This is a genomic window from Synechococcus sp. PROS-7-1 (assembly GCF_014279795.1).
Classification (GTDB): domain Bacteria; phylum Cyanobacteriota; class Cyanobacteriia; order PCC-6307; family Cyanobiaceae; genus Synechococcus_C.
Genome location: NZ_CP047945.1, coordinates 2,430,248 through 2,456,593 on the forward strand (window position 1 = coordinate 2,430,248; position 26,346 = coordinate 2,456,593).

Consider the following 26,346-nt stretch of genomic DNA (forward strand, 5'->3'; position numbering starts at 1 on the left):
CCCACTCTGTTGCGTGCGCGCAAGTACGCCAGAGTGGGCGTCGGCGTTGAAAGGTCAGGTCCATGGTGAGCGTTCCCCTGACGGATGCCGGCGGTGAGTCCGCCGACGGGGATCGCCGCAGTTTCGGCAAGGGGCGCCGGAGGGATGAACCCAACTTCGAGGCCCTGCCCGATTCCGTTCCGCCCCAGAATGTGGAGGCAGAGGAAGCCGTGCTGGGCGGCATCCTGCTGGACCCCGACGCCATCGGCCGGGTGGCGGATGTGTTGCAACCAGAGGCGTTTTATCTCGGTGCCCATCGGGAGATCTTCCGCACTGCGGTGATGCTCCACAGCCAGGGCAAACCCACCGATCTCACGGCCATGACCGCCTGGCTGGCCGACACAGGAGCGCTCGAGAAAGTAGGCGGCAGCAACCGGCTCGTGGAGCTGGTGGAGCGGGTGGCCTCCACCGCTTCGATCGAGCAGGTGGCCCGCCTGGTAATGGACAAGTACCTGCGCCGGCAGCTGATCCGCTCCGGCAACGAGGTGATTCAGCTGGGCTTTGACCAAAGCCTGCCGATGGAGCAGGTGCTCGACAAAGCCGAGCAAACGATCTTTGCGATCAGCCAGGAGAAGCCCTCAAAGGGCCTCACGCCCACAGCCGAAATTCTCACCAGCACCTTCAACGAGATCGAAAGCCGGTCGCTGGGCACCTCGGTGGCGGGCATCCCGGTGAATTTCTACGACCTCGATGCCATGACCCAGGGCCTGCAACGCAGTGACCTGATCATCGTGGCCGGCCGACCGGCCATGGGCAAAACCTCAATTGTGCTCAACCTGGCCAAGAACGTGGCCCAGCTGCACGATCTGCCGGTGTGCGTGTTCTCCCTGGAGATGAGCAAGGAGCAGCTCACTTACAGGCTGCTGTCGATGGAAGTGGGCATCGAGGCCGGTCGCCTGCGCACCGGTCGCCTGCAACAGGAGGAGTGGCCGCTGCTCGGCCAAGGCATCAACACCCTGGGGCAACTGCCGATTTACATCGACGACAAACCCAACTCCGGCGTCCTGGAGATGCGCTCCCTCTGCCGGCGCCTGATGGCGGAACAGGGCAAGGAGCTTGGTCTGGTGGTGATCGACTACCTGCAGCTGATGGAGGGATCGAGCCCTGACAACCGCGTGCAGGAGATTTCCCGCATCACCCGGGCCCTCAAAGGCATGGCCCGGGAGCTGAACGTGCCGGTGATCGCCCTCTCCCAGCTCAGCCGTGGTGTGGAGTCGCGCACCAACAAACGGCCGATGCTGAGCGACCTGCGCGAATCCGGCTCCATCGAGCAGGACGCCGACCTGGTGCTGATGATTTACCGCGACGAGTACTACAACCCGGAAACCCCCGACCGCGGCATCACCGAAGTGATCGTGACCAAGCACCGCAACGGACCGGTGGGCACCGTGAAGCTGCTGTTCGAGCCTCAGTTCACCCGCTTCCGCAACCTGGCGGCGTAAGCCGATTGCCGATACTGGAGCGATGGCCAGTAGCTCCTTTCCCACGGAATCCTTCGACGTGATCGTCGTGGGGGGTGGCCATGCGGGCTGTGAAGCCGCCATCACCAGTGCTCGCCTCGGGCTGAACACCGCCCTGTTCACCCTCAATCTGGATCGCATCGCCTGGCAGCCCTGCAACCCTGCCGTCGGTGGCCCCGCCAAAAGCCAGCTCGTCCATGAAGTGGATGCCCTCGGTGGCGTGATCGGCCGCCTGGCCGATGCCACTGCGATTCAAAAACGCATCCTCAACGCCAGCCGCGGCCCGGCGGTGTGGGCCCTACGCGCCCAGACCGACAAACGCCAATACTCCCGCCAGATGTTGCAGCTGCTGCAGCACACCCCCAACCTGGCCCTGCGTGAGGCGATGGTCACAGGGCTGGAGATCGAAGGCGATCCCAGTGGCGGTGGTGAGTCTTGGGAGCCGAGCCAAGGGCCCGCCGCCCGCATCACCGGTGTGCGCACCTATTTCGGCAGCGTCTACGGCGCCAAGGCCGTCGTGCTCACCGCCGGCACCTTTCTTGGGGGTCGCATCTGGGTCGGCCACCAGTCGATGGCTGCAGGCCGGGCCGGCGAGCAGGCCGCCGAAGGGCTCACCGAAGCACTCCAGCAACTGGGCTTCCACACCGACCGACTCAAAACCGGCACCCCAGCGCGGGTGGACCGGCGCAGCATTGCCCTCGATCAGCTCGAAGAGCAACCCAGCGACGCCGCCGATCGCTTCTTCTCGTTTGACCCCGCCGCCTGGTCCAGTGGTGAGCAGATGAGCTGCCATATCACGCGCACCACGGCAGCAACCCATCAACTGATCAAAGACAACCTACATCTCACCGCCATCTACGGCGGCGTGATCGACAGCAAGGGGCCGCGCTACTGCCCTTCAATCGAAGACAAGATCGTGCGCTTCGCCGATAAAGACAGCCACCAGATCTTCCTCGAACCGGAGGGGCGCGACACCCCGGAGATCTACGTGCAGGGCTTCTCCACCGGCCTGCCCGAACCGATCCAGTTGCAACTGCTGCGCAGCCTGCCTGGCCTGGAACAAGCCGTGATGCTGCGCCCGGCCTACTCCGTTGATTACGACTATCTGCCCGCCACCCAACTGCTGCCCTCGCTGGAAACCAAACGCGTGCAAGGGCTGTTCAGCGCCGGCCAGCTCAATGGCACCACGGGCTACGAGGAAGCCGCGGCCCAGGGGCTGGTGGCAGGCCTCAATGCCGCACGCCGCATCCGCGCTGAAGAAGCGGTGCACTTTCCCAGGGAAGGCAGCTACATCGGCACGATGATCGACGATCTGGTGAGCAAGGATCTGCGCGAGCCCTACCGGGTGCTCACCAGCCGCAGTGAATACCGTTTGGTGCTGCGGGGTGACAACGCCGACCGCCGCCTCACCCCCCTAGGCCGTGAGCTCGGTTTGATCGACGACCGTCGTTGGCGCTTGTTTGAAGACAAACTCCAGGCGATGGAGGCCGAAAAGCAGCGACTGGAGACCGTGCGCCTCAAGGTGAGTGACCCCGTCGCCCCCGCCGTGGTGCAGGAAACCGGTGCTCCCATTAAAGGCTCGATCACCCTGGCCGACCTGCTGCGCCGGCCGGGCATGCATGCCGCCGACCTGGTGCGCCACGGCCTGGCCGATGCAGGCCTCCCCCTGCCCGTGCGCGAAGGCGCCGAAATCGACATCAAATACAGCGGTTACCTGGCTCGCCAACAGCAGCAGATCGATCAGGTGAAGCGCCAGGGCCGGCGCAAGCTTCCTGAAACGATCCACTACGCCAGCATCAGCACCTTGTCGCAGGAAGCACGTGAAAAACTCACAGCAGTACGCCCACTCACCCTGGGGCAGGCCAGCCAGATCCCTGGTGTGAGCCAAGCCGATCTCACAGCTCTGTTGATGTGGCTCGAGCTGCAGCAACGACGCAGTCAACCCAGCGCTCCAGACCTCGCCCCCACTGGCCAGGCTCGATAGCGTTGATGGAGTCAACAACCTGCGGTGTCTCCACGCCTTCCCACATCCCGGGCCTACTGGAATCTGCGCGCTGAGCAGGTGATGGATCGGGTGTTCAGCGACGGGGAACGCACCCTGGAGGCTGTGCAGGTGCAGGTGCGTGAAGTGAAAGCGCCACCGCCAGCCTCCGCCTCGACGCCAACGTCCAGCTCGAAGGACACCCAGCCAAGCCCGCGGGTGCTGATCAGCCTGCTGGTGCTGACCCTGATTGGAGTGCTGGGCACCCTCACCTTGGGTCTCCAGTGGTGGAGCGCCCAACAGGCGCTGCAGAGGGAACGCAACCTGGCCCTGATTGAAAAGCTGCGTCAGCGCACACCAGACACTCCGCCCGCAGAGACAGCCACGGAGATTCAGGACGCCCAGGAGCCGATTCCAGCCCCGCCAGTGATTCAGCAATTGGAGCCGGTGACCATTCCCATCCGCTCCCTACCGCTCCCGGCAGAAACGGAGCCAACACCCGCACAGGTTGAGTCTGCTGCGGCAACGGTACCCGTGACGCCGGAGCCCCTCCTCGTGGGAGTGGTCCACGGCGGCGGCGGCCAGGGATCCGCCATCTTTCAGGTCGGTGAGCAGTCCCTGTCGGCGGCCCCAGGGGAAAGCATCGGCAACAGTGGCTGGTCCCTGCGCAGCGTGACGGCAAACGGTGCGGTGATCGAACGGGGCGGCACCAGCCGGTCACTCTCAGTGGGAGGAGCCTTCTGAACCCCATCGACGCCCTGACCCCCTCGCCAGCTGTGCTCTGGGAGGCCCCCACAGCGGCTGTTTTGGCAGGTGAAGAACCCGGTTGGCTCCCTGGCCCCTGGCGGTTGATGCTGCTTGGTGATGGCAGCCCAACCAGGCACCTGCGTTTGCTGACAAGCCATCCGGTCGCCGTGCGCGTGAGCGCCATGGAGGCCGACACAGCACTGGACGGCGCGCCGACCGAAGTGCGCGAACTCAGCCACCCCCTGCTGCGACGCCAGGTGTGGCTGGAGTGCGGCGGCATTACTCTCGCCTGGGCGGAGAGCTGGTGGAACCAGACCGAAGCGGAGCAGCACCTCCAAAATCGCAACCTGCCGATCTGGATCAGCCTCACCCAGGGGCGCTCAGAACTCTTCCGAGAAGTGGATGGCCTGGCCCTGGTGACAGCCCCCTGGCTCGAACAGGGCTTTGGTGAGCAAGGACCTTTCTGGAGCCGCCATTACCGCTTCTTCCGCCAGGGAAAGGAACTCACCGTGATCAGGGAAGTGTTCAGCCCAGCCCTAGAACGCTGGCTGGGAGAAGCTCCGCGCCGGCCGCTTCATGCAGCGTCATGAAGAAATCCAGCGTTTGATGGGGATTTGCACTTGACAACTTGCTTGCTGTTGTGCTCAAGCAATCATGCGCCTATCGGCAACGATTCCATGGCGACCTCCACCTGGGTGAACCTCCACGATCTGGGCCGCAAGTTCGGCATCTCCGCCCGTCATTGCGGACGCGTGCTGGAGCGGGAAGGCTGGCGGGACCGCCATGGGTGTCCTACCCCCGCAGCACTTGATATGGGTGCAGCCGAGCAACGGGCTCCCCACCGAAAGGGACGCTCCGCACTTTGGAATGCCGAGCTCTGCTCTGTCGTTCTCGAACGTCAGGGACATCACCCTCTCAGCCAAGACCAGCACGTGAACCAATGGACGGATCTGCTTGAAGCCATGGCTGCTGGATCAGCCTCGATCACGACCAGCGCCGATCAGATGGCCGAGGAACTCCCTTCCAATCTGGTCGACGCGGTGAACCAGCAACTCAACCGCCGCGGTTGCCGGTATCAGGTGCACAGGCAGGTCAAGAAAGCCTGAGAGCCTCAGCCTGCTTGCGAGCCGTGTCCAACTGCGCCTTGAGAGCCTCCTCATCGGTGTGGCTGAGGTTGGTATGGATCAGCCGGGCATGGGGAGCATGGCGGCGCAGGCGCTCAATCACCCGATCCGGGGTGGAGTCGCGCACCAAGAGAGCCAGGGCAGCACTGCCCTGGGGCAACGTCTCCGCCAGTTCTTCGAGAAACTTGTCGTTGATTCCGATGTCGTTGAGAGCACCAGAAGCTGCACCGGCGCCAGCCCCCACCGCTGCACCCAACAGGGGATTGGCGAAGATCAAACCGATGAGCAAACCCCAGAAGGTGCCGCCCATGGCACCGGCTGCGGTCATGTTGATCGCCTGGCGCAGATGCACGTGACCATCATCACCGTGCTCCAGCACCACCGCATCCTCCAAGGTGATCAGATGCTCCTGCTGGATGGTGACCAGCTCACGCCGAACGTCCTCAGCCTCAGAGACCTTCGGGAAGCCCACAACCACCAGGTTGCTCATGTCGGTTGATTCAGTTGGTCGGAGCCTAAGGGCTATCGAGCCTCAGGCTCCGTCGCGCCGACGACTGGAGCGGGGGAAGGAGCGACGAACCGACGTTCGCGACTCTGGAGTGGGCGCCGGCGGGGACGGTGGGGATGCAGGTGCGGATGTGCTCTCCGAGCGTCGCCAACGTTCAACGCGGAAATCCTCATCGTCGGGCCAGTCTTCCTGAATGGGTTCTTCAAGCGGCAGGGCGCTGGTTTCAGTCGGAGGCGTCAACAACGGTTGCCGCCGCGACATCGCATCCAAAGGACGCTTGCCCGAGGGCCGGGGCCTCGCCGCTGCGGGGGTCTCTGGAGCAGACACACCCTCACTCCAGTCGTCGTCTTCATCCAGAAGCCATTCCACCCGATCACCGACCCACCGGCCCACGGCATCAAGGCGGGATCCGACCTGCGGCCGCCCACCACCACGACGGCCAGGACGGGTACCGGAGACGCCATCCACCAGCTGCCGCCCCGTTTCAATCCATTGATCAAATCGCGAATCCAATGGCTCAGCACCACGCTGGCGGCGTTGTCGACGTGAATCCATCCTCAAACGTTACCGACGCCGGTGCACCAACCAACGTTCCCGTTGCAAGCCGATTAAAGCGATGGACACACCGCCAATCTCCAAAACCCAGAGAAACAGATCCATAAACGTCAGCTGTCCTCTTGGGCCGGCACATAGCCAAGCAGACAACTGGGATGCCAACGACCGCCATGGTGCTGATTGCAGCATTGGCGGCAAGCGGCCTGTTTCATGCGCCGCCGGTAGGGCGTCCGCCGTCCGCAGCGCGGGCAAATAGCAATCCAGCGCGGTGGCTGCTGCGGAACCGGAAACCGATGCCGAACGCTCACTTCAAAGCGATCTTGATCCGCATTGATGGCCTGCATGCGCGCCAAAAAATTGGGGCCATGGCTTTCGTTGCTCTTCAGCACGAGATCCACCCAGGCATGAATCATCTCGTGGCAAAGGGTGCTCTCCGTGGCCTCGCGCGGCAGTGGCCCCAACAGGGGTCTCGACAACACGATCTCCCGACCGAGGGGTGGCGCCACAGAAACACCACGTCGATACAAACCGGCGGTGCGCCGAAGCCGGCCATCGCTCCAGCGAACGGCCACCAGGGGCTGATTCCCCTGGGTGAGCGAGCCCTCGAAGTGTTCACGGTTTAGCCGATGAAACAGCGGCAACAACGGCTCGAGCGGCATGGTCGGCAGGCGCCGGACGCGGGAGGTCGGCCCAGTCTGCCTCCATCCAGCGGATCGTCAGTCAGACTCACGGTCCAAATGGCATGGGCTGATGGATCTGGGTCTGGTGCGGGAAATCGGAAGCAAGGCACTGCTCGCCGGTGGTGGCGCCCTACTCCTCTACTGGACGATCACCGCGGTGAAGCTGGTGCTCAGCGCCCGCGGCATCAATCCTCTGATCAAGCAGTTCTTCACCCAGGTGGCCGCTGGACGGGTCGACGCGGCCTACCTCCTCACCACCAAGACCTATCGCCAGCATGTGAACCGCCAGCAGTTCATCCGCTATTTGGCCGGACTAAAACTCAATCGCTTCCGAAACCTCAAATCAGGCCGTCCCCGGCTTCAGGAAGGCAACATGATCCTCACGGTGAAGCTGATCGCCGAAGACAAAGAGGAGATGCCGCTCGATTTCACCTTCACCAAGGTGGACGACAACTGGAAGATCGACCGCATCGCCACCGTCAACGCAAACGCCAAGAGTTGACTGCCCGGCCGTGCCCACTTCCATGCCGCAGGGTTTGAGGGAGCGCGCCGCCGAACTGAGGCAGCTTCTCAACAAAGCCGCGCACGCTTATTACGTGCTTGATGCCCCCGACCTCGAGGATGCTGTTTACGACAGGCTTTATCGAGAACTGCTCGATCTCGAGGCAGCACACCCAGAGCTGGTCGAGACCGATAGTCCGACCCAACGGGTGGGCGGCTCTCCGGCCGAAGGCTTTCGCAGTGTCACCCACCGCATCCCTCTGTTCAGCCTCGACAATGCCTTCAGTGCTGACGAGCTGCGGGGCTGGTACAACCGACTGATCAAGGTGCTCGACCGCGAGCCCCCATCGGGTTCACCCCTGCCGGCCCTGGCGATGGTGGGAGAACTGAAAATCGACGGCAATGCCCTAGCGCTGAGCTACGAAAACGGCGTTTTGGTCCGCGCAGCAACCCGGGGGGATGGCGATCAAGGAGAAGAGATCACAGCCAACGTGCGCACCATCGCCTCCATTCCCCTGCGCCTGCACCTCGACCCCGCACCCGCCTGGGTGGAGGTGCGCGGCGAAGCCCTGATCCCCGACAGCACCTTTGCCACCATTAATAGGGAGCGAGCTGCGCGCGACGAGCCCCTCTTCGCGAACCCCCGCAATGCCTGCGCAGGAACCCTGCGTCAGCTGGACCCGAAGGTGGTGGCTGCAAGGCACCTCGACTTCTTTGCTTACACCCTTCACCTCCCCGAGGACTGGTCGGGGGAACGCCCCACCAGCCAATGGGAGAGCCTGCGCTGGTTGGAAGATGCAGGTTTCCGCGTGAACCCCAACGCCGCCCTGCTGCCAAACGTTGACTCCGTTGAGCAGTTTTTCGGCGACTGGGACAGCCGGCGCCACGATCTCAATTACGCCACCGATGGGGTGGTGGTGAAGCTCAACGACCTGCGCCTGCAGGACGCTGCTGGCTTCACCCAGAAAGCACCGCGCTGGGCAATTGCCCTCAAATATCCGGCGGAGGAAGCCCCTAGCAAGCTGCTGCGGATCAGCTGCCAAGTGGGGCGCACTGGGGTGATCACCCCAGTAGCGGAATTCGAGGCGGTTGCCTTGGCGGGCACGAGCGTCAGTCGCGCCACCCTGCACAACGCCGATCGTCTGCAGGAGCTTGATCTGCACAGCGGCGACACGATCATTGTGCGCAAGGCAGGGGAGATCATCCCTGAAGTGCTGCGGGTTCTCCCCGAACTGCGTCCGGAGGGTGCCCTGCCCCTGGAGCTGCCGCAGCAGTGCCCCTCCTGCGGCTCGGATCTGGTGCGCGAAAGCGGTGAAGCCGCCACACGCTGTGTGAACAGCAGTTGTCCCGCCATCCTGAGCGGGGCCCTGCGCCACTGGGTGAGCAAGGGTGCGCTGGATGTGGATGGCCTCGGCAGCAAGCTGATTGAACAACTGGTTGCGCGTGGCCTTGTGCGCTCGATTGCCGACCTGTACCGCCTCGACACCGCCCTGCTCACAAGCCTGGAGCGCATGGGTGAAAAAAGTGCCGGCAATTTGGTGGCCGCTTTGGCCCAATCCCGCGCGCAGCCCTGGTCGCGCCAGCTCTATGGCCTGGGGATCCATCACGTTGGCGAGGTCAATGCCAAAGCCCTGGCCTCTGCCTTTGCCGACGCCCACAGCCTTGCTGACGCAGCCATGCTCAAGCCGGAGGCGATCACCGATTTGCACGGCATTGGTCCGGAGATCGCCCAGAGCCTGGAGCAGTGGTTCAACACCTCAGCCAACCAGGATCTGCTTCAGCAGCTGCGCGATGTCGGCCTCACGCTGGCGGCCTCGGATCAGGAGCGTCAGGCCCTGGCAGATCGCAACAACGGCAAGGGGCACCTCAGCGGCCAGACCTTCGTGCTCACCGGCACCCTGCCCTCGCTCTCCCGGTCTCAGGCCCAGGCCTTGATCGAAGAAGCAGGGGGCAAAGTGAGCGGATCGGTGAGCAAGAAAACCAGTTTCGTGGTGGCTGGCGACGAAGCGGGAAGCAAACTGGAAAAAGCCAGGACCCTTGGAATCCGCGTGCTCGACGAAACAGCACTGCAGCGGCTGATTCAAGCCAGCACCGACTCCTTCAATCCGCGTTGAAAGAACGAAGCTGACCCCATGCCAACGCCGATCACAAGAGCAGTCGAAGCACTCACAGGTGAGTGGCAGATCAACCTCGAGCAGCGCGTCCCACGCAAAGAGCTCTACAAAGCACGCATCGAGTCATCGAAACCGTCCCTAGGTTTCTTCGTACTCCTGGTGTGTTCAGCGGTGATCGCCACACTCGGGCTGATCTCCAACAGCACCGCCGTGGTGATTGGGGCCATGATCGTGGCACCGCTGATGGATCCGATCCTGAGCCTGGCCTTCGCTCTGGCCATCAGCAACAACACCCTGGCAAAGCGATCCCTGCTCACCATCCTGCTGGGTGTGCTCACCGTTGTTGGCACGGCGGCGATTTTGTCGATGCTGCTCGACGTGAGCGAGGTGAATCGGGAGATGACCTCCCGCACCGCTCCCAATCTGATCGATCTCGGCATTGCCGTTGCCGCCGCCATTGCCGGTTCCTTCAGCATGACGCGCGCGGGGCTGTCGAACTCGATCGCCGGTGTGGCCATCGCTGTGGCCCTGGTGCCTCCCCTCTGCGTCTGCGGCATCGGCTTGAGCCTGGGCCAGGAAGTGGTGGCGGTGTTCGGACGGGGAACGGTGGCGGGAATCACCAATCAGATCTCCGAGGGCTCATTCCTGTTGTTCCTGGCCAACCTGATCGGGATCACCGTGGCCAGCCTGTTCATCTTTTTGATCCAGCGGTACGGGTCGGTGGGGCAGAGCTGGCGCAATCTTCTGGTGTGGCTCGGTCTTCTGGGCCTGCTCTCGATCCCCCTGTCCTCATCCCTGCGCGACTTCAGCATCAAACAGCAACTGGATGGTCAGTTCGCCAGCTTCAAAGCCGGTCGAGTGCGTCAGTTCGAACTCACCCGCAAGAATCCCTACCTTTGGCAAAAGGTGCGGATGCTGTACAGCAATATCCGGGTTGTGGACAACAAAGCCACCGTTGATCTCGTGCTCAGCGCTCCAGAAGGTCTGGTCACAGACGGACTGGCGCAGGAGGTGTACGAGGGCCTCGCCGATCGCGCCAAGACAGACCTGGGCCTGGACGACATCAGGACCACCATCAGCGTGATCCCCAATCAGATCTTTAAATACAGCGAAACGTCGCAGCCATCGTCGTGAATCAACAGGATCAACAACGGCCCTCTGTGTTTCGTTGGATCAAAACCGACTGCGGCCGCGCCAAATATGCCGACCTGAGTGCACGCAAGGGATTGCGGGCCAGAGGCCGGCTGATCTGGTTTGTGCTGATCGCTGCGATCCGCGACTGGCGCCTCACGGATCCCGATCAACCCGCCGGATCTTGATCCAGCTCTGATCCCTCCTGCAGCGCCTTGCGAGCAGCGCGACCCACCAGCCAGACAACCGCAACGGTGGCCAGCACACCGACAACCCGCAACACCCAGGCCTGAGGGGACGTCTCCCCAGCCAACACCTCCCCGAAACGCGCAGCGCTTCCAGCCAGTGCACCGAGTGCGCAGAACAGGATCGTGCCAGGAATGATGCCGATCAGGCCCAGGTTGTAATCCCGCAGGCTCACGTCGCTGAGTCCATAGGCGAGGTTCAGCAAAGAGAACGGAAAAGCCGGAGACAGGCGGGTGAGCAACACCAACCGGAACCCTTCACGGCTCACCGCCTTTTCGATTGCCAACAGTTTTGGGAAGCGCTTGAGCCGACGTTGTGCCCAACCGCGCAAGCGGTGGCGCCCCAGCAGAAACGCAGCTTCCGCCCCGAGCGTGGCTCCAGCGAACACAATCACGCTGCCCCACCAGGTGCCGTAGAGAGCACCCGCCAGCATCGAAGCCCAGATGCCAGGCAAGAGCAGCGTGACCCAAAGCGCATACAGGGGAATAAACACCAGGGCTCCTAACGGAGACTGCAGCCAGTGCAGAACGGCCTCCGTGCTCAGCAGATCACTCGCCATTCCTTAACCCTTGCGCCTTACAACCGTTCCATGGAGAAGCTGTTCAGCGCAACTGCCAACCCTGCGCCACCACGCCATGGAACTGTCAGTGTTCACCTCGGGGGAACGCCGATTCTTGACCTGGCCCTGCTCGTGCTCGGCCTGGCGCTCGTCGCCGGGATCGCAAGCCTCAGCAGCCAGATGGCCGTGAGTTTTCATCCAGAGGCCTCCACCCTCACCGGCATTGATCTCAATCCAATCCATCTGCCCGCCTATGCCGCACGCTCCAGCCTGCGCATGTTGATCGGCCTGGGCATCTCCCTAGGGATCTGTCTGGTGGTGGGCACCCTGGCTGCCCGAAATGCCATCGCCGAACGGGTGATCATCCCCTAGTCGACATCTTGCAATCGGTGCCGGTTCTGGGCTTTCTGGCCATCACCGTGGCCTTTTTCATCCATCTGTTCCGCGGCAGCCTGCTGGGGCTTGAGGCGGCGTCGATCTTCGCAATCGTGACCGGCCAGTTGTGGAATCTGATCTTCTCTTACTACCAATCGCTGCGCACGGTGCCGAGCGATCTGAGCGAAGCAGCGACGCTTTATCGCTTCAGTGGTTGGCAGCGCTTCACCCAGCTGGATCTCCCGGCCGGAAGCATCAATCTGGTCTGGAACGGAATGATGAGCTTCGCTGGCGGTTGGTTCTTCGCCACACAAAGTGAAGCGATCAGCGTCAACAACGCTGACTACACCCTGCCGGGGTTGGGGTCCTGGGACTGAGCGACGACAGCCTGCTGCCGTTGGCAGAAGCTGGTGTCATCCTGGGATTGCTTGAGACCAAGGGGAGTCAGGTGGAACTCACCGGCCTGGGCCGCCAACTGCGTAAAGCCGATTCCAGCGGGGAGCGGCAGTTATTGGCCAAACAACTGCGCGAAAGGATCCCCCTCGTGCAAACCGTGGAGCGTTTGCTGACTCGCAACCGACGCAGTGGCGTGAGTGGCGCCATCATTTTGGATCTCATGGATGAACACCTCACAACCCCCCAAGTGGATCAGACGTTCCGAACCCTGGTGAGCTGGCTTCGCTTCACGGGAATCGCTCACTACAGCGACGACACACAGCGGTTTCAACGCCCTGCTGACACGAGCGAACAGATATGAAGCGATCACTCACCCTCTTCGCAGCGGTTGGTCTGCTCAGCGCTTGCAGCAGCAGTGACGAATCCCGCTCCACCTTGCTCCGGGTCGTGCGCACGTTGCCCGCCAACGAGGTGGTGACGGGGGAGGAAAGCGCACGCGATCGCAAACTGCTGCGCGATTTTCAAACCAACCTGCGCGCTGTGATCCCCGGACTGCGCATCCAACCCTCTCTTTATTCGGCAACCAGCGTCCAGTCGGAACTGCAACGACAGACCAACAGTGGACTGGGACCCGACCTCGTGATCAGCGACGCCCAGACCATCCAGGCCCTGTTCGCAGCACGCCTACTCGATCCCGTCCCGATCACACCTGAACAACGCCAAGCCATTCCAACGGAGCTACTCGCACGCGTCAGCACAGACAACGGCACCCTTACTGGATTGCCGGTGTCCCAGTACATCCAACTGGCCTGCTACGACAAACGCAAACTCAAAAGTGCACCGAAAACTCTGCGCGAACTGGCCCAGCAAAGCAGTGAGGGCAACATTTTCGGTCTCACCCAAAATTTCGAGAATCTCTATTGGAGTGTGGGCAGCTACGGCGCTGGAAAGGCGTTGATCAGTTCCCTGCGTGGGGAAACACCAACAACGCAGGATGTGAACCAGCTGGTGCAATGGCTCACCTGGCTGCGAGCAGCCAGCTTTCAGCAGAACGTTCTGTTCATGAACGATCAGGCCACCCTCAGGCAACAGCTGATCAATGGCAATCTGCATTGGATCAGCTGTTGGAGCTCCCAGCTTCCCCAACTGCGCGAGGCCTTGAAAGACAATCTCGGCGTTGGGCTGTTACCAGCGGGACCAGCAGGAAAAGCCACGCCGGTGAGCCGACTGCAGGTGTGGGGCCTCGGACGCAATTCCAGCCATCAACAGCGCTTGAAAAGCACAGAACTGATGCAATTCATCGTTCTTCCCTGGGCCCAGAAAACATGGGCTCTGCGCTATCGCACCTCCTATCCGGTCAACCCAGCCGCCGCACAAATCATCAATCGCGAAATCCCTGGAACCCAAGACCTTTATCTGAGCACCGACGAGGAGGATGTCCGCATTGGCGATGAAATCAGAGCCGCGCTTAATCAAGATCCGAAACTTGAGCAAGCGATGCAACTCACACTGAATGATGTGATTTTTGGCACTGAAACCCCCAGCCAAGGCGCCGCAACACTGAACACCAAACTGGGCCCATCGTCATGACCATCACCCACCTCCTCCTGACGGTGTCCCCCCGCGACATCCTTGTGGAAATGCTGAGCTGGCTGGCCTTTCTGCAGCGCTGGTCGGTGCTGTCCCAACTGCTTGTGCTGGCTGTGATCGTGCTTCTGGCACGCACGCGCAGCATCCAACTCCATCTCAATCGGTACCGCCTGCATCAACAGGTTCCAGAAGCGATCCGTGTTCTGCTCGGTCCTGCACTAATCCTGATCCTTGCGGCTGTCTTTGCCACATGCCAAGCACCCTTCGGCCTGCTGCGTTATTTCGGGCTGCTCTGGCTGGGCTGGAATCTATTCACACCCTTGAAATTACTGGTTAAACGTGTCAATCCACAGTTCCCGATCGAAGAACTTGAAAGCACATTTTTCAAACCGGTTTATGTAATCACAGCCACAGTTTCGATGCTGAGCCTGCTCGGTAGCCGCGAAAATCTCGCACGGGTCGGCATCGCCAACCTCTTTGGTGTTGAAATCACCTTGGGCAAGGTGTACACAGCGATTGTGGCGATTTATCTGATCGTCACAATTGCATCGCGCCCTGCCGCACTGATGGCCTGGGCCAGCGGCACGATCTTCGGGGTGCGGCAGCAAAACAGGCGTGGCATGGAATTGCTATTCCGTTACAGCGTGATCGCCATCGGCATCGTCAGTGTGGCGTATTACATCGGCATTAATGGCAATGCATTCATCGCCATCGCCGGTGGTTTATCGGTGGGGATCGGTTTTGGAATCAAGGAAATCATCTCCAATTTCATCAGCAGCATCTGGTTGCTGTTTGAAGGTTCCGTACGTCCTGGCGAAATCTTGATGATCAATGGAGATCCCTGCACGGTGCGCAAGCTCGGACTCAGGGCAACACAGCTGAAGCGCGGCCGTGACGGCGCCGAACTACTGATCCCGAACCAGACCTTCTTCACGCAGGAAGCAGCGTCCTACACAGCGGCTGAAACGGCACGTCGCGACAGCGTGGTCGTCGGAGCTGCCTACGACCATGATCCCGATCGGGTGATTGACCTGCTACTCGCGATTGCAGAAGACCATCCCAAAGTGAAGCAATACCCACCAGCAGCAGCCTTCGTCACGGACTTTGCCGATTCGTCGATCAACTACAAAGTGCTGTTCTGGGTGGCCAACCCTCTCGACGCCTTCGCCGTGGGCAGTGATCTGCGTAGGGAGATCTGGAAACGATTCGAGAAAGAAGGGATCACCATTCCCTTCCCCCAACGCCAGGTTTATCCCATGCAATGGCCTCCGAGTCTGCAACAGAGCCTCAACACCCAGTCAACGACTGATCAAGAAACACAACGCTGAGTGCCAACGAACCACAGCTAAAATCCCGAGTCTCGTCGCGCTAGACCCATCCAAGATCTTCAGGAGTTCCGTGAACTCACAACAAACGCGGTCGACCGCGTGGGATTTCTTCAGACCAATACGGGGCTAATTGTCGGGACCCTGACGCTGATCGCGGCCTGGTTTCTGCTCCACTTCCTGAGCCGACACGGACGCAACATCGGCAGCCTGATCACGCGCAGCCTGAGGCGACCGCTACTGATCGGTCTTGGCGTGTCGCTCTATGGCACATGGATCACCCATTGGGTCGATAAGCGCATCGATGTGGTGGATCAGCTAACACTGAAGCGCCTCTCAGCCACGCTGCTGATTATCACCATCAGCTGGGCAGCTCTCAATGTCGGGCACGCCATTCTCCAGTCGGGGTCGATGCGGCGCTGGATGCAGATGGACGATGAGCAAGACAAAGCCATGCTCATCAATCTGCTGGGACGGCTCTTCACCATTGTCACGCTGCTGATCACAACAGCGGTTTTGATGGTGAACTTCGGCATTCCATCCGCCGCCATCGCCACCTTGCTGGGTGGCGCCGGGATTGGTTTCACCTTCGCCACGCAACAGATCAGCCAGAATTTTCTTTCCGGCTTCATGCTCTTCTTCAATCGCCCGTTCAAAGAAGGGGATTGGATCAACGTCGACGAACTGCAAGGAACCGTGGAATCGATTGGCTGGTACTACACAAGAATTCGCACTTTTGATCGCAGGCCGCTCAATATCCCCAACTCGATTTTTGCCACGAAACCGATTGAAAATCCTGGCCAAATGTACAACAGGCGAATTCTTGCCAATATCAGCCTGCGTTATGAAGACCTTGGCAAAATCGCTGGAATTACAGACGAGGTCCGAGAACACCTAAAGCATCACCCCCAGATCGACCAGGAACAAATCATTCTTGTGAATTTCAATCAATGGGATGCATCATCCATCAACATGATGGTGTATTGCTTTACCAAAACGACTGTCTGGGCTGAATGGCTCAACATCCAACAATCAATTTTCCTTGATATCGCTGCCATCGTGAAGCGAAGTGACGCTGATTTCGCCTTTAACTGCACGACTCTTTACCCAGCGCCCAACATGGATATGGATGCGATTCGGGCCAGCATCACGCCAAAAGGCAATTGAAGACGGGCAACAAAAAAGCTCCCCCACGATGGGGGAGCTGAAGGGATTCCAAACGGGCAATACCAACCTGATGGTGCTGCTGTGAAATCAGACCATGTTGACGTTGAACTTGAAGGCATCCAACGTGCCGGAAACCTCACTGGAGACCAGCAACTGACCGGACTCATCGTCAGTTTTCACGAAAACGGAAGCCTCAGGTGAGAGGGAACCACCGGCATAGAAGGTGTGAACATGCTTCGGAGCATTCACATCGGTGATCTCATACACAGGAATCAGAGTGCTGGTGGCCCGCTCCAGTGCAATGAAGGCGAAAGAGCGATCACCCAGGGTCACGATCTCAACGTGCTCCGGTTCCACACCTTTGTCATCACTACGGCCATCGTCATAGAGGGTGTAGTCAGCAGCGATCCGATCAAGCTGATCACCTGAATCCCACACCAAGTTGCCATTCGCATCGCGAATGCTGAAGGAACGACCGCCAAAGGCCGTGATGCTGTCGGCCGTGTTCTGATCCGTGATGGTCTTCAATCGGCCTTCACCGTCACCACTCACAATCAGATTGTCGAGAGGGCCGTCGAGCTTGCCTGCACGTTTCTCATCGGAATAGAAGTCATCATCGGCGATGGCACCATATTTGGTTGTGATGAAGAATTCATCGCCTTCTTCGGCCTCAAAGCTTCCGGTGTTTCCAGCGTCGCCGGAGTACACATAGATCGTCTGGCCAGTCAGAGGGTCCTTGAATTGTTCCGTGGCATTGCCGGCATCATTGGAGCCAAAGGAGTAAGTGCCATCCTCGGGAGCCTCAAAGTTCACATCATCAGGACGCACACGTCCGTCACCCTCATTGGCCATCAACACATAGGTCTTGCCGTCTCCTGCGATAAAGGAGTCCATGCCATCAGGCATGTAAAGGCTGTTGAAATCGCGGTCCCCAGGTTGGTAACCACCATCCTTGTCGGAGGTATCAACCGAAAGACCGTCCCAGTTCTTGGATCCAAGTCCCTTGATCGAGACAACGTCGAGCGACTTGAGATCGACCTTCGCGACCGCATTGTTCTCCTGAAGAGTCACGAATGCATAACGGTTATCCGGTGAAATCGTGACGTACTCAGGCTCCAGATCCAGAGAAGGATTCTCCGTGGCATTCAACCCGGAGAGACGAACACCGTCAGCAAGCAGCTTCGACGCATCGAGATTATTGAAGCGGCGGTGCTTGTTGTTCAGCTTCTCCACATCGCCATTCAGCCTGAACACTGAAATGGAGCCCTCGGGGTCGAAGCCATCATCCGATCCGTAGAAATCATTGGGTTCACCCTCATTGGCCACCACCACGTAGCGACCGTTCTCGCTCCAGGCCACAGAGTCAGGCAAATAACCCACCCGGTTGGTGAATTTCTCTTTCAGCGTGTTGTTATCACGGAATTCATAGAAGCCAACATGACCCTTCTTGGTCTTGTCCTTCGACATCGCAACAGCGATGTATGACTTCCCGTCATCATCGGTGTACGACGCAACGGACTGCACGTCGCCGTCGAATTCGTACTCCAGAACGACTTCAGGATCAGAGAAGTCTGCGCCGTATTTCACGAAACGGACAGTTTCATCACCGCCCGAAACCGCAGCGACATTGGCGCCTTTCAGCCAAGTGACAATTTCGGCCCCACCAAGATCAATGCTGCTTGTGGGGGTAACGGGGGCAAACAGGCTGCTTCCAGAGAAGCCCAAATTAACGATGCGTGCATCGGCAGGAGCTCCAAGATCCAAGGCGTTGTATGCCTTGGAAGCGGAGCCGTGGTTCGCCTTCAAGAACTCAGCCAAGGCATCCTGTTCGGTGCCGGCGGCAGCGAATGTGGACGCACCATCCGACAGTGACTGCTTCTTGAGATCAACGGGATTGATGCGGTTGAACACCTCCTGGGAAACAGTGGCTTCACCAGCAGAACCATCCAGGTTGTAGTTGGGAAAGGGGTAACTATCGCCCGCGCCGGTGTAGTTGCCGTTCTCGTCGAAACGAGGCGATGACAGGAAGTCGAGTGTCACGATTCGGAAGGTCTCCCCTGCATCGCCAACCAGCTGCCCGTCTTTGACGAGCTGGGCGATGACGGCACCGTCATCGTCGTGGATGAATGCATCCTGAATTCGGCTGCCAACGTCCTTGGCCGGATCGAAGGAGAACTTCACTCCGGAGACCTGGGGGAAGCGACCATCCACATCGGGCAGTGCACCGATGCCGTGCTCCAGCAAGCCGACGATTTCCTGGCGGGTCAGCGTCAGCAGACGCAGGCCGTTGTTGAAAGCGAGAGTGGACTTGATGTCGTTCTGAGAAATTGCCCCTTCGTCTTTGGAGAGTCCGAGAATGTCATCGCTCTCAGCCTCGCTCGGACCACGTGAGGAGGAGTCACCAATGCTGGCGCGGATGCCGCCACCGTTCTTGATCGACAGCACAACCGTGGGATCGAAAGCTTTGGCCGCAGCGAGGTTGGCGTCTGCAGTGAGATTGCCCAGATTGGTTTCCTGGGTGCGCACGCCATCAGGATCAGTGGCTTTGCCCGTCCCCGAGCGCGTGGCGTTGAGGAACACATCGGAATAGCCAAGGATTCCGTATTCACCAGATGCGATCTGCTCTCGCACTTCATTCACGATCCTGGAGATTTCAGGATCCACAAGAGCCTCAGCCTTGAGATCCACCACGCCTTGCGCGTCGGTGGCGTAGTTACCGGAAACCACAGGGTCGTAAGAACTATCCAGCAGATTGCCGCTGGCGTCGAAATCGATTACAAAGCGACCGAGGTAGCTGTAGTCACCAGGGCCGGAAACCACGGCTGTGCGGGTGCCACCAGCATTCGTGAAGAACTGGGGATAGTCGCCCTGCTTGGTATCTCCATCACGCAGCCGGTCGTTGCTGTCGACCAAACGGGCCTCAGAGCCGCCAGCCATGATGATGTCGACGTTTCTGAGCTTCTGAGCGAGAGACTTCTCAATGTCAAGGATCTGCAGGTGCGAGGTCAGAACGACTTTGTTCAGACCGGGGTTGGCTGCCACAACAGCATCCACTTCCCTTTGAATTTCAACCGCAAGGGCATCGATCTCCGCAGCGCTGAGATCCTGCGCACTCACCACTGGACGGGCCGTCACTCCATCGGTGCTCGTGATGAAAGCCAGGCCTGGAGTCGTGGCGCCGATCACACCAATTTTCTCCCCACCGCGCGTGATCACCGTTGAAGAGGTGATGGAATTGCCCTGAGGAGCCGCCCCACCAGGCTTCACCAGAGGCGACAGGTCAGCGTTAGAGGAAAAATCCAGGTTGGAACTGAGGTAGGGAAAAGTCGTTCCCCGAAAAGCAGACCCGAGGATGGAGCCCACATCCGATCCACCAGAAATCAGCTCAGCGAACGTGTCAGCACCATCGTCGAATTCATGGTTGCCGATCGCTGCCGCATCCAGACCCAGCTGGTTCTGAATTTCAATATCGGCAATGCCCTTGGTGCCATAAAGGTCCTTCGAGGCACTGAAGAACAAGCCCGGCAGATACGTGTCACCGCCGCCGAGAGTGAGGTTCGCATCAGCTCCGACGCTCTGACCGCGCAGCGCTGCCAACACGGCCGACAACCTGGGGATGTCATCAAGGATGGTATTGCTGGCTGCCGAAGGGTCAGACAGGTGGAAGAGCTGAAGGCGGAAAGCCATCGAAGCAAGAGCAGACCATTCAACTAAGCCATAAATCGCAAACCAATTCATTAAGGGGCGATGAAGATCACCGCTAGAAAGCATGCAGATGCGCAAAAAGTGCGCTTGAAGACCAAGCCAATGTGCGCAGCTATACCTCTTCAGCCCGGTGAATTCGCTCGGTTGAGCGCGATACTGAAGCAGCTGCCCTTCCCGACAGTTGACTGAACGGACACCTCGCCTCCCATTCCCAACACGAACATTTTCACAATCGATAAGCCAAGGCCAGAACTACTTTCGCCACGCCGGAGATTCACTCCCTGCGCACGCTTGAATCGATCGAAAATAAGCTGATGCTGGTCTTCAGGAATACCCTGGCCATGATCAACAACATTGAAGATCACCTTTTCGGCAGTCGCATTGATCCTCAACACGACCTCGCTGTCTGAGTCCGAATATTTGACCGCATTCTCTATTAGGTTGCTCAAACATTGAATCAAACGATCAGAGTCACCAATCGCAAGCAAAGAGGCTGACAGTTCACTTTCCAGAACGATCTTACGAGCTGGATAAGCTTTTCTAGCCAGTTTGACGACCTCATTGGCGCTGGCCATACTCTCAAAAGATTCGCGGAGAATCTGGAGCTGATTACTCTCAGCGCGAATCAAATCAAGCAGATCACTTAACATTCGATTGATGCGCAGTGACTCACGATTGGCAACTTCAAGGGACTCAATCGACGAAGAGCTCAACATCGTCTCACGATTTAAAACCGATTGAATAAAACCTGATATGACCGTCAATGGCGTACGAAATTCATGAGATATTGTTGAAGCAAATTGCTTCTGCCGTGAAGAGGCCAGCCTCAAGCGTTCAACCATATGATTAAACTCCTGAAGTAGAGGAAGAAATTCAGACGGCTGAGAGTTTGTATCGAGAAACGCGGAGTCGAGCTCATTCAGTTCAACAGCTGCAAGATCACGCTGGATCGCACGCACAGGCCGAAAGATCAATCGCAGACAACCAAGCATTAAGACGGCAAGCACAAGCATCAAAACAATTTCAGACCAAAACTTGATACGACCAATAATCACGAGCAAAGGCATTGAATACACAGGACGCAGATAGATATAGAATCCTGACTGCTCACCACCCGGCAACTTCACTGCTTTGAGTGCAATCGCCTGATTCCCGTCGCGATTAACAATTAAAAAGCCATCATCTTCAGCGATGACTTGATTTGACCAGTCAAGCAAATCCTGGTGGGAATAATAAAGACCAGCTCCGGAAGCAGCCTGAAGGCCAGCAGAACCATAGATCCAAGCTGTTTTACCATCTTCAAAAGTGAGACCGCGCAACAGAAACTGGTAGTCATTCAAAGTACAACAATTAAAAGCACGTTCTACAGAAAAACTATCGAGGCGCTTCGTGACTACGTTGGAGGTTCGGCTCAGCTGCCGAGACATTTTGTCTTCAAGAAAACTTGTCAAAAAATACGAGAAGAGCCCGTCGGAAATAGCAGTACTGACCTGTGCTTGCGCAAGTATCATTAAAAAGCTGATCAGGAAGAATCGCCTAGCAATCGACCAAGGACGACGGACTCGCTTAAAAATAGTTCGTGACATGCTCAGCACGAGGGAAGCGATATGGTTTCATCCAGCAACTGATCAATCTCACTATGAATGCGATCTGGAAACCGCTCGCTCGGCAATTCGAAGCCAAGGTAGCCCCATTGATCCAGAACCAGTTTCCCGTTTTGTGTAGATGGATTCAATGCAACAAGGGCATCACGGACTTGATCTAGCTTGTCCATAACTTGAGGGGTAATTCCCTTTCCTGCAGCGGCAAAATAATCATTACGACGCAAAGAACTGGTCCAAACCACACCGACCTCAGATCGAAGACTCTCCGGAACCTGTTGCAGAGGATCTCCACCAAAACTTGCAACAAACGCAAAATCAACCATTCCTTCGGCAACAAGATCAGCGAGATTATCCTGCATTGGCTCATGCAAACATCCTCCGATCAATTCGTAATCGAAACCCTGAGTCTTCATTTCCAGTAATGGCTGCAGAAAAGCTGCTCCCGAATGACGACTCCCAAACCCAACTCGCATTCCAACCAGTTGATTGAGCTTCATTGGACCAGAAAGAGACATCGACCTCAACATGCGATGACGACCCAACAAAACCATTCGAAACGACTTTTTCTGAACGACAAGTGGCTCCACACTGGGCATGATTTGGCGTAATCGATGTCCCCCATAAACCCCTACATTAAGAACATCAATCAAACCCCGCTGCAACATTGCATGACTATGTGCGTAATTAATAGCTGGCACATACTCAATGTTAAGCCCAGTTGCTTTCTTCAGATAGCCTGTAACAACAGACATTCGCCGGTTGATTCGATCCTGCGATTGGTAGGGCTCCTCTGATATACGAAGGTCGACTTGAGGCTGTTCAGAGGATGACTCAGATGTCGTTGAGACTGGTGAACGCACGCAGCCCATCAGCATTAGAGCAGCAACGGTGCTGAGTCCAGCCTTTATTCTGCTGTTCAGCACAGTCAAGGCTCTGAAGCTTTCAATCAGCTTAGAAGCGATCGACCTTCGCGTCACCTCACCGGGAAGGTGCTTACAGTTTGCTCACGAATCCGCTTCAAGATGGAAAGCCATCAAACTCAAATTCTGATTGCAGATGATGAAGCAAACATCCTGATGCTTTTAAACATGGAGCTTGAGGCCGAAGGGTACAGCGTGCTTGCTTGCGACGACGGATCGAAGGCACTGGCGCAAATCCGTGAATCACGACCGGCACTCGCTCTGCTGGATTGGAACATGCCAATGATTACGGGCCTTGACGTCTGCAGACGGTTGCGGGAGACAGGCAATCAACTTCCGGTGATCATGATCACAGCCCGCGATGAAATGGACGATCGCATTGCTGCTCTGGAGGCTGGTGCTGACGATTTCATTGCCAAACCCTTCAACATCCGCGAAGTACTAGCCCGTGTGAAAGCACTTTTAAGGCGCAGCTCCACAGCCAGCGCAGATCATCTCAATTTCGGCGATCTTCAACTCAACGGCCCAGAACGTTGCTGCACCTATGCCGGAACACCACTCAATCTCACCGTCAGAGAGTTCGACCTACTGGAGTGCTTCATGCGCAATCCACGCCAGGCCCTGAGCCGTCCTCAATTAATTCAGCACGTTTGGGGAGAGGACTACTTCGGTGACGACAACGTTGTGGATGTCTATGTGCGCTACTTACGCAAGAAGCTTGAAGACGTCGTACCCGAGCGCATTATTCAGACAATCCGCGGCATCGGGTTTGCCCTTCGGCTTGAAGCGTAATCAACCCAGATCCGCCAAGCGCTTACGAGCCAGGTCCGCCTGAGCTTCGGCTTCCGCGAGATTGGCGCGGCACTCTGCCACCACCTCCGGCGGCGCCTTGCCAGCAAAGTTGGGATTCCCAAGCCGGCCCGCCAGGCCCTTGATCTCCTTCTCGGCCTTGGCGATGTCTTTTTCCAGGCGGCCCTTGAGTGCCTCGAGATCCACCAGGCCTTCGATCGGCAGCAGCACCTGCAGCTCACCGCTCACCCCCGCCAGGGCCTTGGCCACCGGAGCCGCATCCGCCTCTGCCGGCGCCATCACCGCCACCGACTCCGCCCGCGTCAGGGCCGTGATGTCGGCCGTGCCCTGGTTGAGCACAGCAGCAAGCTCGCCGCGGCCGGTGACGAAGCGCACCGGCACCGATTGGGAGGGCTTGAGACCGGCCACCGCCCGCAGGTTGCGCACCACTCGGATGGCAGCGATCAGCTCAGTGAAAGACGCTTCCAACCCGTCATCCAGAGCGGTTTCATCCAGCACCGGCCAGGGCTGCAGGGCCAGGAACGTAGTCTCCGGCTCGCCGGTGACGCTGTGCCAGAGCTCCTCGGTGAGGTGGGGCATCAGCGGATGCAGCATCAGGTGCATCTGACTGATCACCTTGGCCAGCACCTGCTTGGCCACCCGCTGATCAGCCAGGGCCTGGGCTGAGGGATTCTCACCGGGGTTGAGCCGGCGCTTGCTCAGCTCCAGATACCAGTCGCAGACGTCGTTCCAGGCGAACTCATAGAGGCCCTTGGCCGCTTCACCCAAGGCATAGCTTCCATAGCGTTCCGCCGTCTCCCGGTTCACCCGGGCCAGGCGGGAGAGAATCCAACGGTCCGCCAGCTGCAGGGCTGCGGGGTCTGGCTCCCCCAGCTGGGCTGGCGTTTCACCGCCCAGGTTCATCAGGGCGAAGCGGGTGGCATTCCAGAGCTTGTTGGCGAAGTTGCGCGACGCCTCCACCGTGGCGGAGGTGTCTTTCTTGCGGTCGTAATCCAGGCGGATGTCCTGACCCGCACCAGCCACCTCCCGCACCAGTGCGAAGCGCAGGGCATCGGTGCCGTAACGGTCGATCAGCAGCAGCGGATCGATGCCGTTACCGGCGCTCTTGCTCATCTTGCGGTTCTGCTCGTCCCGCACCAGGCCGTGGATGTACACGTCCTGGAACGGCATCTCGCCGGTGAACGCGCCGGCCATCATCGTCATCCGGGCCACCCAGAAGAAAATGATGTCGAAGCCCGTCACCAAGGTGCTGGTGGGGTACCAGCGCTGCAGATCAGCACGACCCGTATCGGGCCAACCCAGAGTGGAGAAGGGCCAGAGGCCACTGGAGAACCAGGTGTCGAGCACGTCTTCGTCCTGCTCGATCTCCGCCGCCGCGCCGTACTCGGCCTTGGCTTTCTCGAGGGCTTCGGCTTCGTTGCGGGCCACCACGTAAGGCGTGGTGTCGGCGTATTGGCCGCCGGTCTCGCTGATCACGAACCAGGCGGGGATGCGATGACCCCACCAGAGCTGCCGGCTGATGCACCAGTCGCGAATGTCGGTCAGCCAGTCGCGATACACCTTCTCCCAACGCTCGGGAATGAAGCGGGGATCCTGCTGTTCCAGCGCTTCGCGGCAGCGGGCCGCCAGGGGTTCGGTTTTGACAAACCACTGGGTGGAGAGCAGCGGCTCCACTGGCACCTTGCCGCGGTCGGAATAGGGAACGCTGTGGCGGTAGTCCTCCACCTTCACCAGCAGCCCCAGCTCCTCCAGACCAGCCACCACGGCCTTGCGGGCCTCGAAGCGATCCAGCCCCTCGAACTGGCCCGCCTCTTTGTTCATCGTGCCGTTCTTACGCATCACCGTGATCTGGGGCAGACCGTGGCGCTGGCCGATGGCGAAATCGTTGGGGTCGTGGGCGGGCGTCACCTTGACGCAGCCGGTGCCGAAATCCTTCTCCACATGGTCGTCGGCCACGATCGGAATTTCCCGCCCCACAAACGGCAGGGTGAGGGTCTGACCCACCAGATGGGAATAGCGCTCGTCGGTGGGATTCACCGCCACCGCAGTATCACCCAACATCGTTTCAGGCCGGGTGGTGGCCACCTCCAGATGGCCGTCGCCGCTGCTGAGGGGATAACGGAAATGCCAGAGGTGACCGTCCACCTCCTTCATCTCCACCTCGAGATCGCTCACCGCCGAGCCGGAGGCGGGGCACCAGTTCACCAGGTACTCACCGCGATAAATCAGCCCCTGCTCGTGCAGGCGCACGAAGGCCTCCTTCACCGCCTCACTCAGGCCCTCATCGAGGGTGAAGCGCTGGCGCTTCCAATCAACGGAATAGCCCAGCCGCCGCAGCTGGCCAACGATCCGCCCACCGCTCTCGGCCTTCCATTGCCAGGCCCGCTCCAGGAACGCGTCGCGGCCCAGATCGTGGCGGGTCTTTCCTTCCTCCTTGAGCTGCTTCTCAAGGATCGTCTGCACCGCAATCGAGGCGTGGTCGGTGCCGGGCAGGCAGAGCACGTTCTTTCCAGCCAGGCGCTGATAGCGCACGATCGTGTCGATCAAGGCCGTGTTGAAGGCATGGCCCATGTGCAGGCTGCCGGTGACGTTCGGCGGCGGGATCACCACCGAAAACGGTTCACCAGGCGCTTTGGGATCGGGATGAAAGGCTCCCTGGCTCTCCCAAGCCTGTTGCCAGCGCGCTTCCGTACCAACCGGGTCGTAGGTCTTGGCCAGTTCGGGCACGGAAGCGGTGCGATGCGTGCGCCATGCTCGCAAAGAGGAGAACGGACCAACTCAAGAAGGACCGACTTAAGAAGGACCAACT

Annotated in this window: 24 protein-coding genes; 16 read left to right on the plus strand and 8 right to left on the minus strand. The window is 59.2% G+C overall.

Annotated elements, in window-relative coordinates; genetic code table 11:
* Positions 1-62: 62 nt before the first annotated feature.
* From dnaB to SynPROS71_RS13165, 5 genes are all read left to right on the plus strand, one after another.
* A complete protein-coding gene (dnaB, locus tag SynPROS71_RS13145) occupies positions 63-1,481 on the plus strand; it encodes a replicative DNA helicase (protein WP_186595667.1) in 1,419 nt (472 codons plus the stop codon).
* Between the two features lie 22 nt (positions 1,482-1,503).
* Positions 1,504-3,483 carry a tRNA uridine-5-carboxymethylaminomethyl(34) synthesis enzyme MnmG gene (gene mnmG, locus SynPROS71_RS13150; protein WP_186595669.1) on the plus strand — a complete coding sequence of 660 codons (1,980 nt, stop codon included), beginning with the start codon at positions 1,504-1,506 and terminating at the stop codon, positions 3,481-3,483.
* 24 nt (positions 3,484-3,507) lie between these two features.
* Complete coding sequence (locus SynPROS71_RS13155) at positions 3,508-4,224, plus strand: hypothetical protein (protein ID WP_186595671.1); 717 nt, start codon at positions 3,508-3,510, stop codon at positions 4,222-4,224.
* A gap of 32 nt (positions 4,225-4,256) precedes the next feature.
* A complete protein-coding gene (locus SynPROS71_RS13160; protein WP_186595673.1) occupies positions 4,257-4,817 on the plus strand; it encodes a chorismate lyase in 561 nt (186 codons plus the stop codon).
* Positions 4,818-4,904: 87 nt separating this feature from the next.
* Entirely contained in the window at positions 4,905-5,333 is a 429-nt protein-coding gene (locus SynPROS71_RS13165) for a hypothetical protein (protein ID WP_186595675.1), read from the plus strand.
* On the opposite strand, the gene SynPROS71_RS13170 is transcribed toward SynPROS71_RS13165, so the two are convergent.
* The 3 genes from SynPROS71_RS13170 to SynPROS71_RS13180 all read right to left on the minus strand — a co-directional run bounded on the left by SynPROS71_RS13170 (position 5,320) and on the right by SynPROS71_RS13180 (position 7,073).
* Positions 5,320-5,841 carry a DUF1269 domain-containing protein gene (locus SynPROS71_RS13170; RefSeq protein ID WP_186595677.1) on the minus strand — a complete coding sequence of 174 codons (522 nt, stop codon included), beginning with the start codon at positions 5,839-5,841 and terminating at the stop codon, positions 5,320-5,322. The genes SynPROS71_RS13165 and SynPROS71_RS13170 overlap by 14 nt on opposite strands.
* A gap of 42 nt (positions 5,842-5,883) precedes the next feature.
* Positions 5,884-6,414: an RNA helicase gene (locus SynPROS71_RS13175; RefSeq protein ID WP_186595679.1), complete on the minus strand. Its 531-nt coding sequence runs from the start codon at positions 6,412-6,414 to the stop codon at positions 5,884-5,886.
* 110 nt (positions 6,415-6,524) lie between these two features.
* Entirely contained in the window at positions 6,525-7,073 is a 549-nt protein-coding gene (locus SynPROS71_RS13180) for a SprT family zinc-dependent metalloprotease (RefSeq protein ID WP_186595681.1), read from the minus strand.
* Positions 7,074-7,164: 91 nt separating this feature from the next.
* Here SynPROS71_RS13180 and SynPROS71_RS13185 point away from each other — a divergent pair, with 91 nt between their 5' ends.
* Genes SynPROS71_RS13185 through SynPROS71_RS13200 form a run of 4 tightly spaced genes read left to right on the plus strand, consistent with a single transcriptional unit; the run spans position 7,165 to position 11,028 of the window.
* Positions 7,165-7,596, plus strand: coding sequence for a hypothetical protein (locus SynPROS71_RS13185; RefSeq protein WP_186595682.1), 432 nt, complete (start codon positions 7,165-7,167; stop codon positions 7,594-7,596).
* Positions 7,597-7,618: 22 nt separating this feature from the next.
* Positions 7,619-9,709 carry an NAD-dependent DNA ligase LigA gene (gene ligA / locus SynPROS71_RS13190; RefSeq protein ID WP_186598095.1) on the plus strand — a complete coding sequence of 697 codons (2,091 nt, stop codon included), beginning with the start codon at positions 7,619-7,621 and terminating at the stop codon, positions 9,707-9,709.
* A gap of 18 nt (positions 9,710-9,727) precedes the next feature.
* Positions 9,728-10,843, plus strand: coding sequence for a TIGR00341 family protein (locus SynPROS71_RS13195; protein ID WP_186595683.1), 1,116 nt, complete (start codon positions 9,728-9,730; stop codon positions 10,841-10,843).
* Complete coding sequence (locus tag SynPROS71_RS13200; RefSeq protein WP_186595684.1) at positions 10,840-11,028, plus strand: hypothetical protein; 189 nt, start codon at positions 10,840-10,842, stop codon at positions 11,026-11,028. Before SynPROS71_RS13195 ends, SynPROS71_RS13200 begins: the two co-directional genes overlap by 4 nt.
* Here the strand turns inward: SynPROS71_RS13200 and SynPROS71_RS13205 are convergent.
* The gene (locus SynPROS71_RS13205; RefSeq protein WP_186595685.1) at positions 11,010-11,645 is read right to left on the minus strand and encodes a TVP38/TMEM64 family protein; all 636 of its coding nucleotides are present in this window, start codon (positions 11,643-11,645) and stop codon (positions 11,010-11,012) included. The genes SynPROS71_RS13200 and SynPROS71_RS13205 overlap by 19 nt on opposite strands.
* A 30-nt stretch (positions 11,646-11,675) precedes the next feature.
* Between SynPROS71_RS13205 and SynPROS71_RS13955 the strand changes: the two genes are divergently transcribed.
* The 6 genes from SynPROS71_RS13955 to SynPROS71_RS13230 all read left to right on the plus strand — a co-directional run bounded on the left by SynPROS71_RS13955 (position 11,676) and on the right by SynPROS71_RS13230 (position 16,498).
* Positions 11,676-12,017 (plus strand): hypothetical protein, encoded by a 342-nt coding sequence (locus SynPROS71_RS13955; protein WP_255442214.1) that lies wholly within the window; start codon positions 11,676-11,678, stop codon positions 12,015-12,017.
* A gap of 17 nt (positions 12,018-12,034) precedes the next feature.
* Positions 12,035-12,397, plus strand: a complete 363-nt coding sequence (locus SynPROS71_RS13960; protein WP_255442533.1) for an ABC transporter permease subunit — start codon at positions 12,035-12,037, stop codon at positions 12,395-12,397.
* 20 nt (positions 12,398-12,417) lie between these two features.
* Complete coding sequence (locus tag SynPROS71_RS13215; RefSeq protein ID WP_186595686.1) at positions 12,418-12,777, plus strand: AAA-associated domain-containing protein; 360 nt, start codon at positions 12,418-12,420, stop codon at positions 12,775-12,777.
* Positions 12,774-14,006 carry an extracellular solute-binding protein gene (locus SynPROS71_RS13220; protein WP_186595687.1) on the plus strand — a complete coding sequence of 411 codons (1,233 nt, stop codon included), beginning with the start codon at positions 12,774-12,776 and terminating at the stop codon, positions 14,004-14,006. Before SynPROS71_RS13215 ends, SynPROS71_RS13220 begins: the two co-directional genes overlap by 4 nt.
* Positions 14,003-15,334 carry a mechanosensitive ion channel family protein gene (locus tag SynPROS71_RS13225; RefSeq protein WP_186595689.1) on the plus strand — a complete coding sequence of 444 codons (1,332 nt, stop codon included), beginning with the start codon at positions 14,003-14,005 and terminating at the stop codon, positions 15,332-15,334. Before SynPROS71_RS13220 ends, SynPROS71_RS13225 begins: the two co-directional genes overlap by 4 nt.
* A gap of 99 nt (positions 15,335-15,433) precedes the next feature.
* Positions 15,434-16,498, plus strand: a complete 1,065-nt coding sequence (locus SynPROS71_RS13230; protein ID WP_186595691.1) for a mechanosensitive ion channel family protein — start codon at positions 15,434-15,436, stop codon at positions 16,496-16,498.
* Positions 16,499-16,585: 87 nt separating this feature from the next.
* Here SynPROS71_RS13230 and SynPROS71_RS13235 read toward each other — a convergent pair whose 3' ends face one another.
* The 3 genes from SynPROS71_RS13235 to SynPROS71_RS13245 all read right to left on the minus strand — a co-directional run bounded on the left by SynPROS71_RS13235 (position 16,586) and on the right by SynPROS71_RS13245 (position 22,730).
* Positions 16,586-20,185, minus strand: a complete 3,600-nt coding sequence (locus SynPROS71_RS13235) for a choice-of-anchor I family protein (protein ID WP_186595693.1) — start codon at positions 20,183-20,185, stop codon at positions 16,586-16,588.
* A gap of 140 nt (positions 20,186-20,325) precedes the next feature.
* The gene (locus SynPROS71_RS13240; protein WP_186595695.1) at positions 20,326-21,789 is read right to left on the minus strand and encodes a sensor histidine kinase KdpD; all 1,464 of its coding nucleotides are present in this window, start codon (positions 21,787-21,789) and stop codon (positions 20,326-20,328) included.
* 2 nt (positions 21,790-21,791) lie between these two features.
* On the minus strand, positions 21,792-22,730 hold the full coding sequence (locus tag SynPROS71_RS13245; RefSeq protein WP_255442534.1) for a PhnD/SsuA/transferrin family substrate-binding protein: 939 nt from the start codon (positions 22,728-22,730) through the stop codon (positions 21,792-21,794).
* Between the two features lie 99 nt (positions 22,731-22,829).
* On the opposite strand from SynPROS71_RS13245, the gene SynPROS71_RS13250 reads away from it, so the two are divergent.
* Positions 22,830-23,519, plus strand: a complete 690-nt coding sequence (locus SynPROS71_RS13250) for a response regulator transcription factor (RefSeq protein ID WP_186595699.1) — start codon at positions 22,830-22,832, stop codon at positions 23,517-23,519.
* Here SynPROS71_RS13250 and SynPROS71_RS13255 read toward each other — a convergent pair whose 3' ends face one another.
* Positions 23,520-26,264, minus strand: coding sequence for a valine--tRNA ligase (locus SynPROS71_RS13255; protein WP_186595701.1), 2,745 nt, complete (start codon positions 26,262-26,264; stop codon positions 23,520-23,522).
* Positions 26,265-26,346: the final 82 nt, after the last annotated feature.

What these genes read in the sequence shown, in the direction of transcription:
- SynPROS71_RS13175 (WP_186595679.1), bottom strand. Translation starts at nt 6,414, where the DNA reads ATGGATTCACGTCGACAACGCCGCCAGCGTGGTGCTGAGCCATTGGAT.
- SynPROS71_RS13225 (WP_186595689.1), top strand. Translation starts at nt 14,003, where the DNA reads ATGACCATCACCCACCTCCTCCTGACGGTGTCCCCCCGCGACATCCTT.
- SynPROS71_RS13165 (WP_186595675.1), top strand. Translation starts at nt 4,905, where the DNA reads ATGGCGACCTCCACCTGGGTGAACCTCCACGATCTGGGCCGCAAGTTC.
- mnmG (WP_186595669.1), top strand. Translation starts at nt 1,504, where the DNA reads ATGGCCAGTAGCTCCTTTCCCACGGAATCCTTCGACGTGATCGTCGTG.
- SynPROS71_RS13250 (WP_186595699.1), top strand. Translation starts at nt 22,830, where the DNA reads ATGGAAAGCCATCAAACTCAAATTCTGATTGCAGATGATGAAGCAAAC.
- ligA (WP_186598095.1), top strand. Translation starts at nt 7,619, where the DNA reads ATGCCGCAGGGTTTGAGGGAGCGCGCCGCCGAACTGAGGCAGCTTCTC.
- SynPROS71_RS13195 (WP_186595683.1), top strand. Translation starts at nt 9,728, where the DNA reads ATGCCAACGCCGATCACAAGAGCAGTCGAAGCACTCACAGGTGAGTGG.
- SynPROS71_RS13180 (WP_186595681.1), bottom strand. Translation starts at nt 7,073, where the DNA reads ATGCCGCTCGAGCCGTTGTTGCCGCTGTTTCATCGGCTAAACCGTGAA.
- SynPROS71_RS13955 (WP_255442214.1), top strand. Translation starts at nt 11,676, where the DNA reads ATGGAGAAGCTGTTCAGCGCAACTGCCAACCCTGCGCCACCACGCCAT.
- SynPROS71_RS13170 (WP_186595677.1), bottom strand. Translation starts at nt 5,841, where the DNA reads ATGAGCAACCTGGTGGTTGTGGGCTTCCCGAAGGTCTCTGAGGCTGAG.
- SynPROS71_RS13240 (WP_186595695.1), bottom strand. Translation starts at nt 21,789, where the DNA reads ATGTCACGAACTATTTTTAAGCGAGTCCGTCGTCCTTGGTCGATTGCT.
- SynPROS71_RS13220 (WP_186595687.1), top strand. Translation starts at nt 12,774, where the DNA reads ATGAAGCGATCACTCACCCTCTTCGCAGCGGTTGGTCTGCTCAGCGCT.
- SynPROS71_RS13185 (WP_186595682.1), top strand. Translation starts at nt 7,165, where the DNA reads ATGGATCTGGGTCTGGTGCGGGAAATCGGAAGCAAGGCACTGCTCGCC.
- SynPROS71_RS13205 (WP_186595685.1), bottom strand. Translation starts at nt 11,645, where the DNA reads ATGGCGAGTGATCTGCTGAGCACGGAGGCCGTTCTGCACTGGCTGCAG.
- dnaB (WP_186595667.1), top strand. Translation starts at nt 63, where the DNA reads ATGGTGAGCGTTCCCCTGACGGATGCCGGCGGTGAGTCCGCCGACGGG.
- SynPROS71_RS13235 (WP_186595693.1), bottom strand. Translation starts at nt 20,185, where the DNA reads ATGGCTTTCCGCCTTCAGCTCTTCCACCTGTCTGACCCTTCGGCAGCC.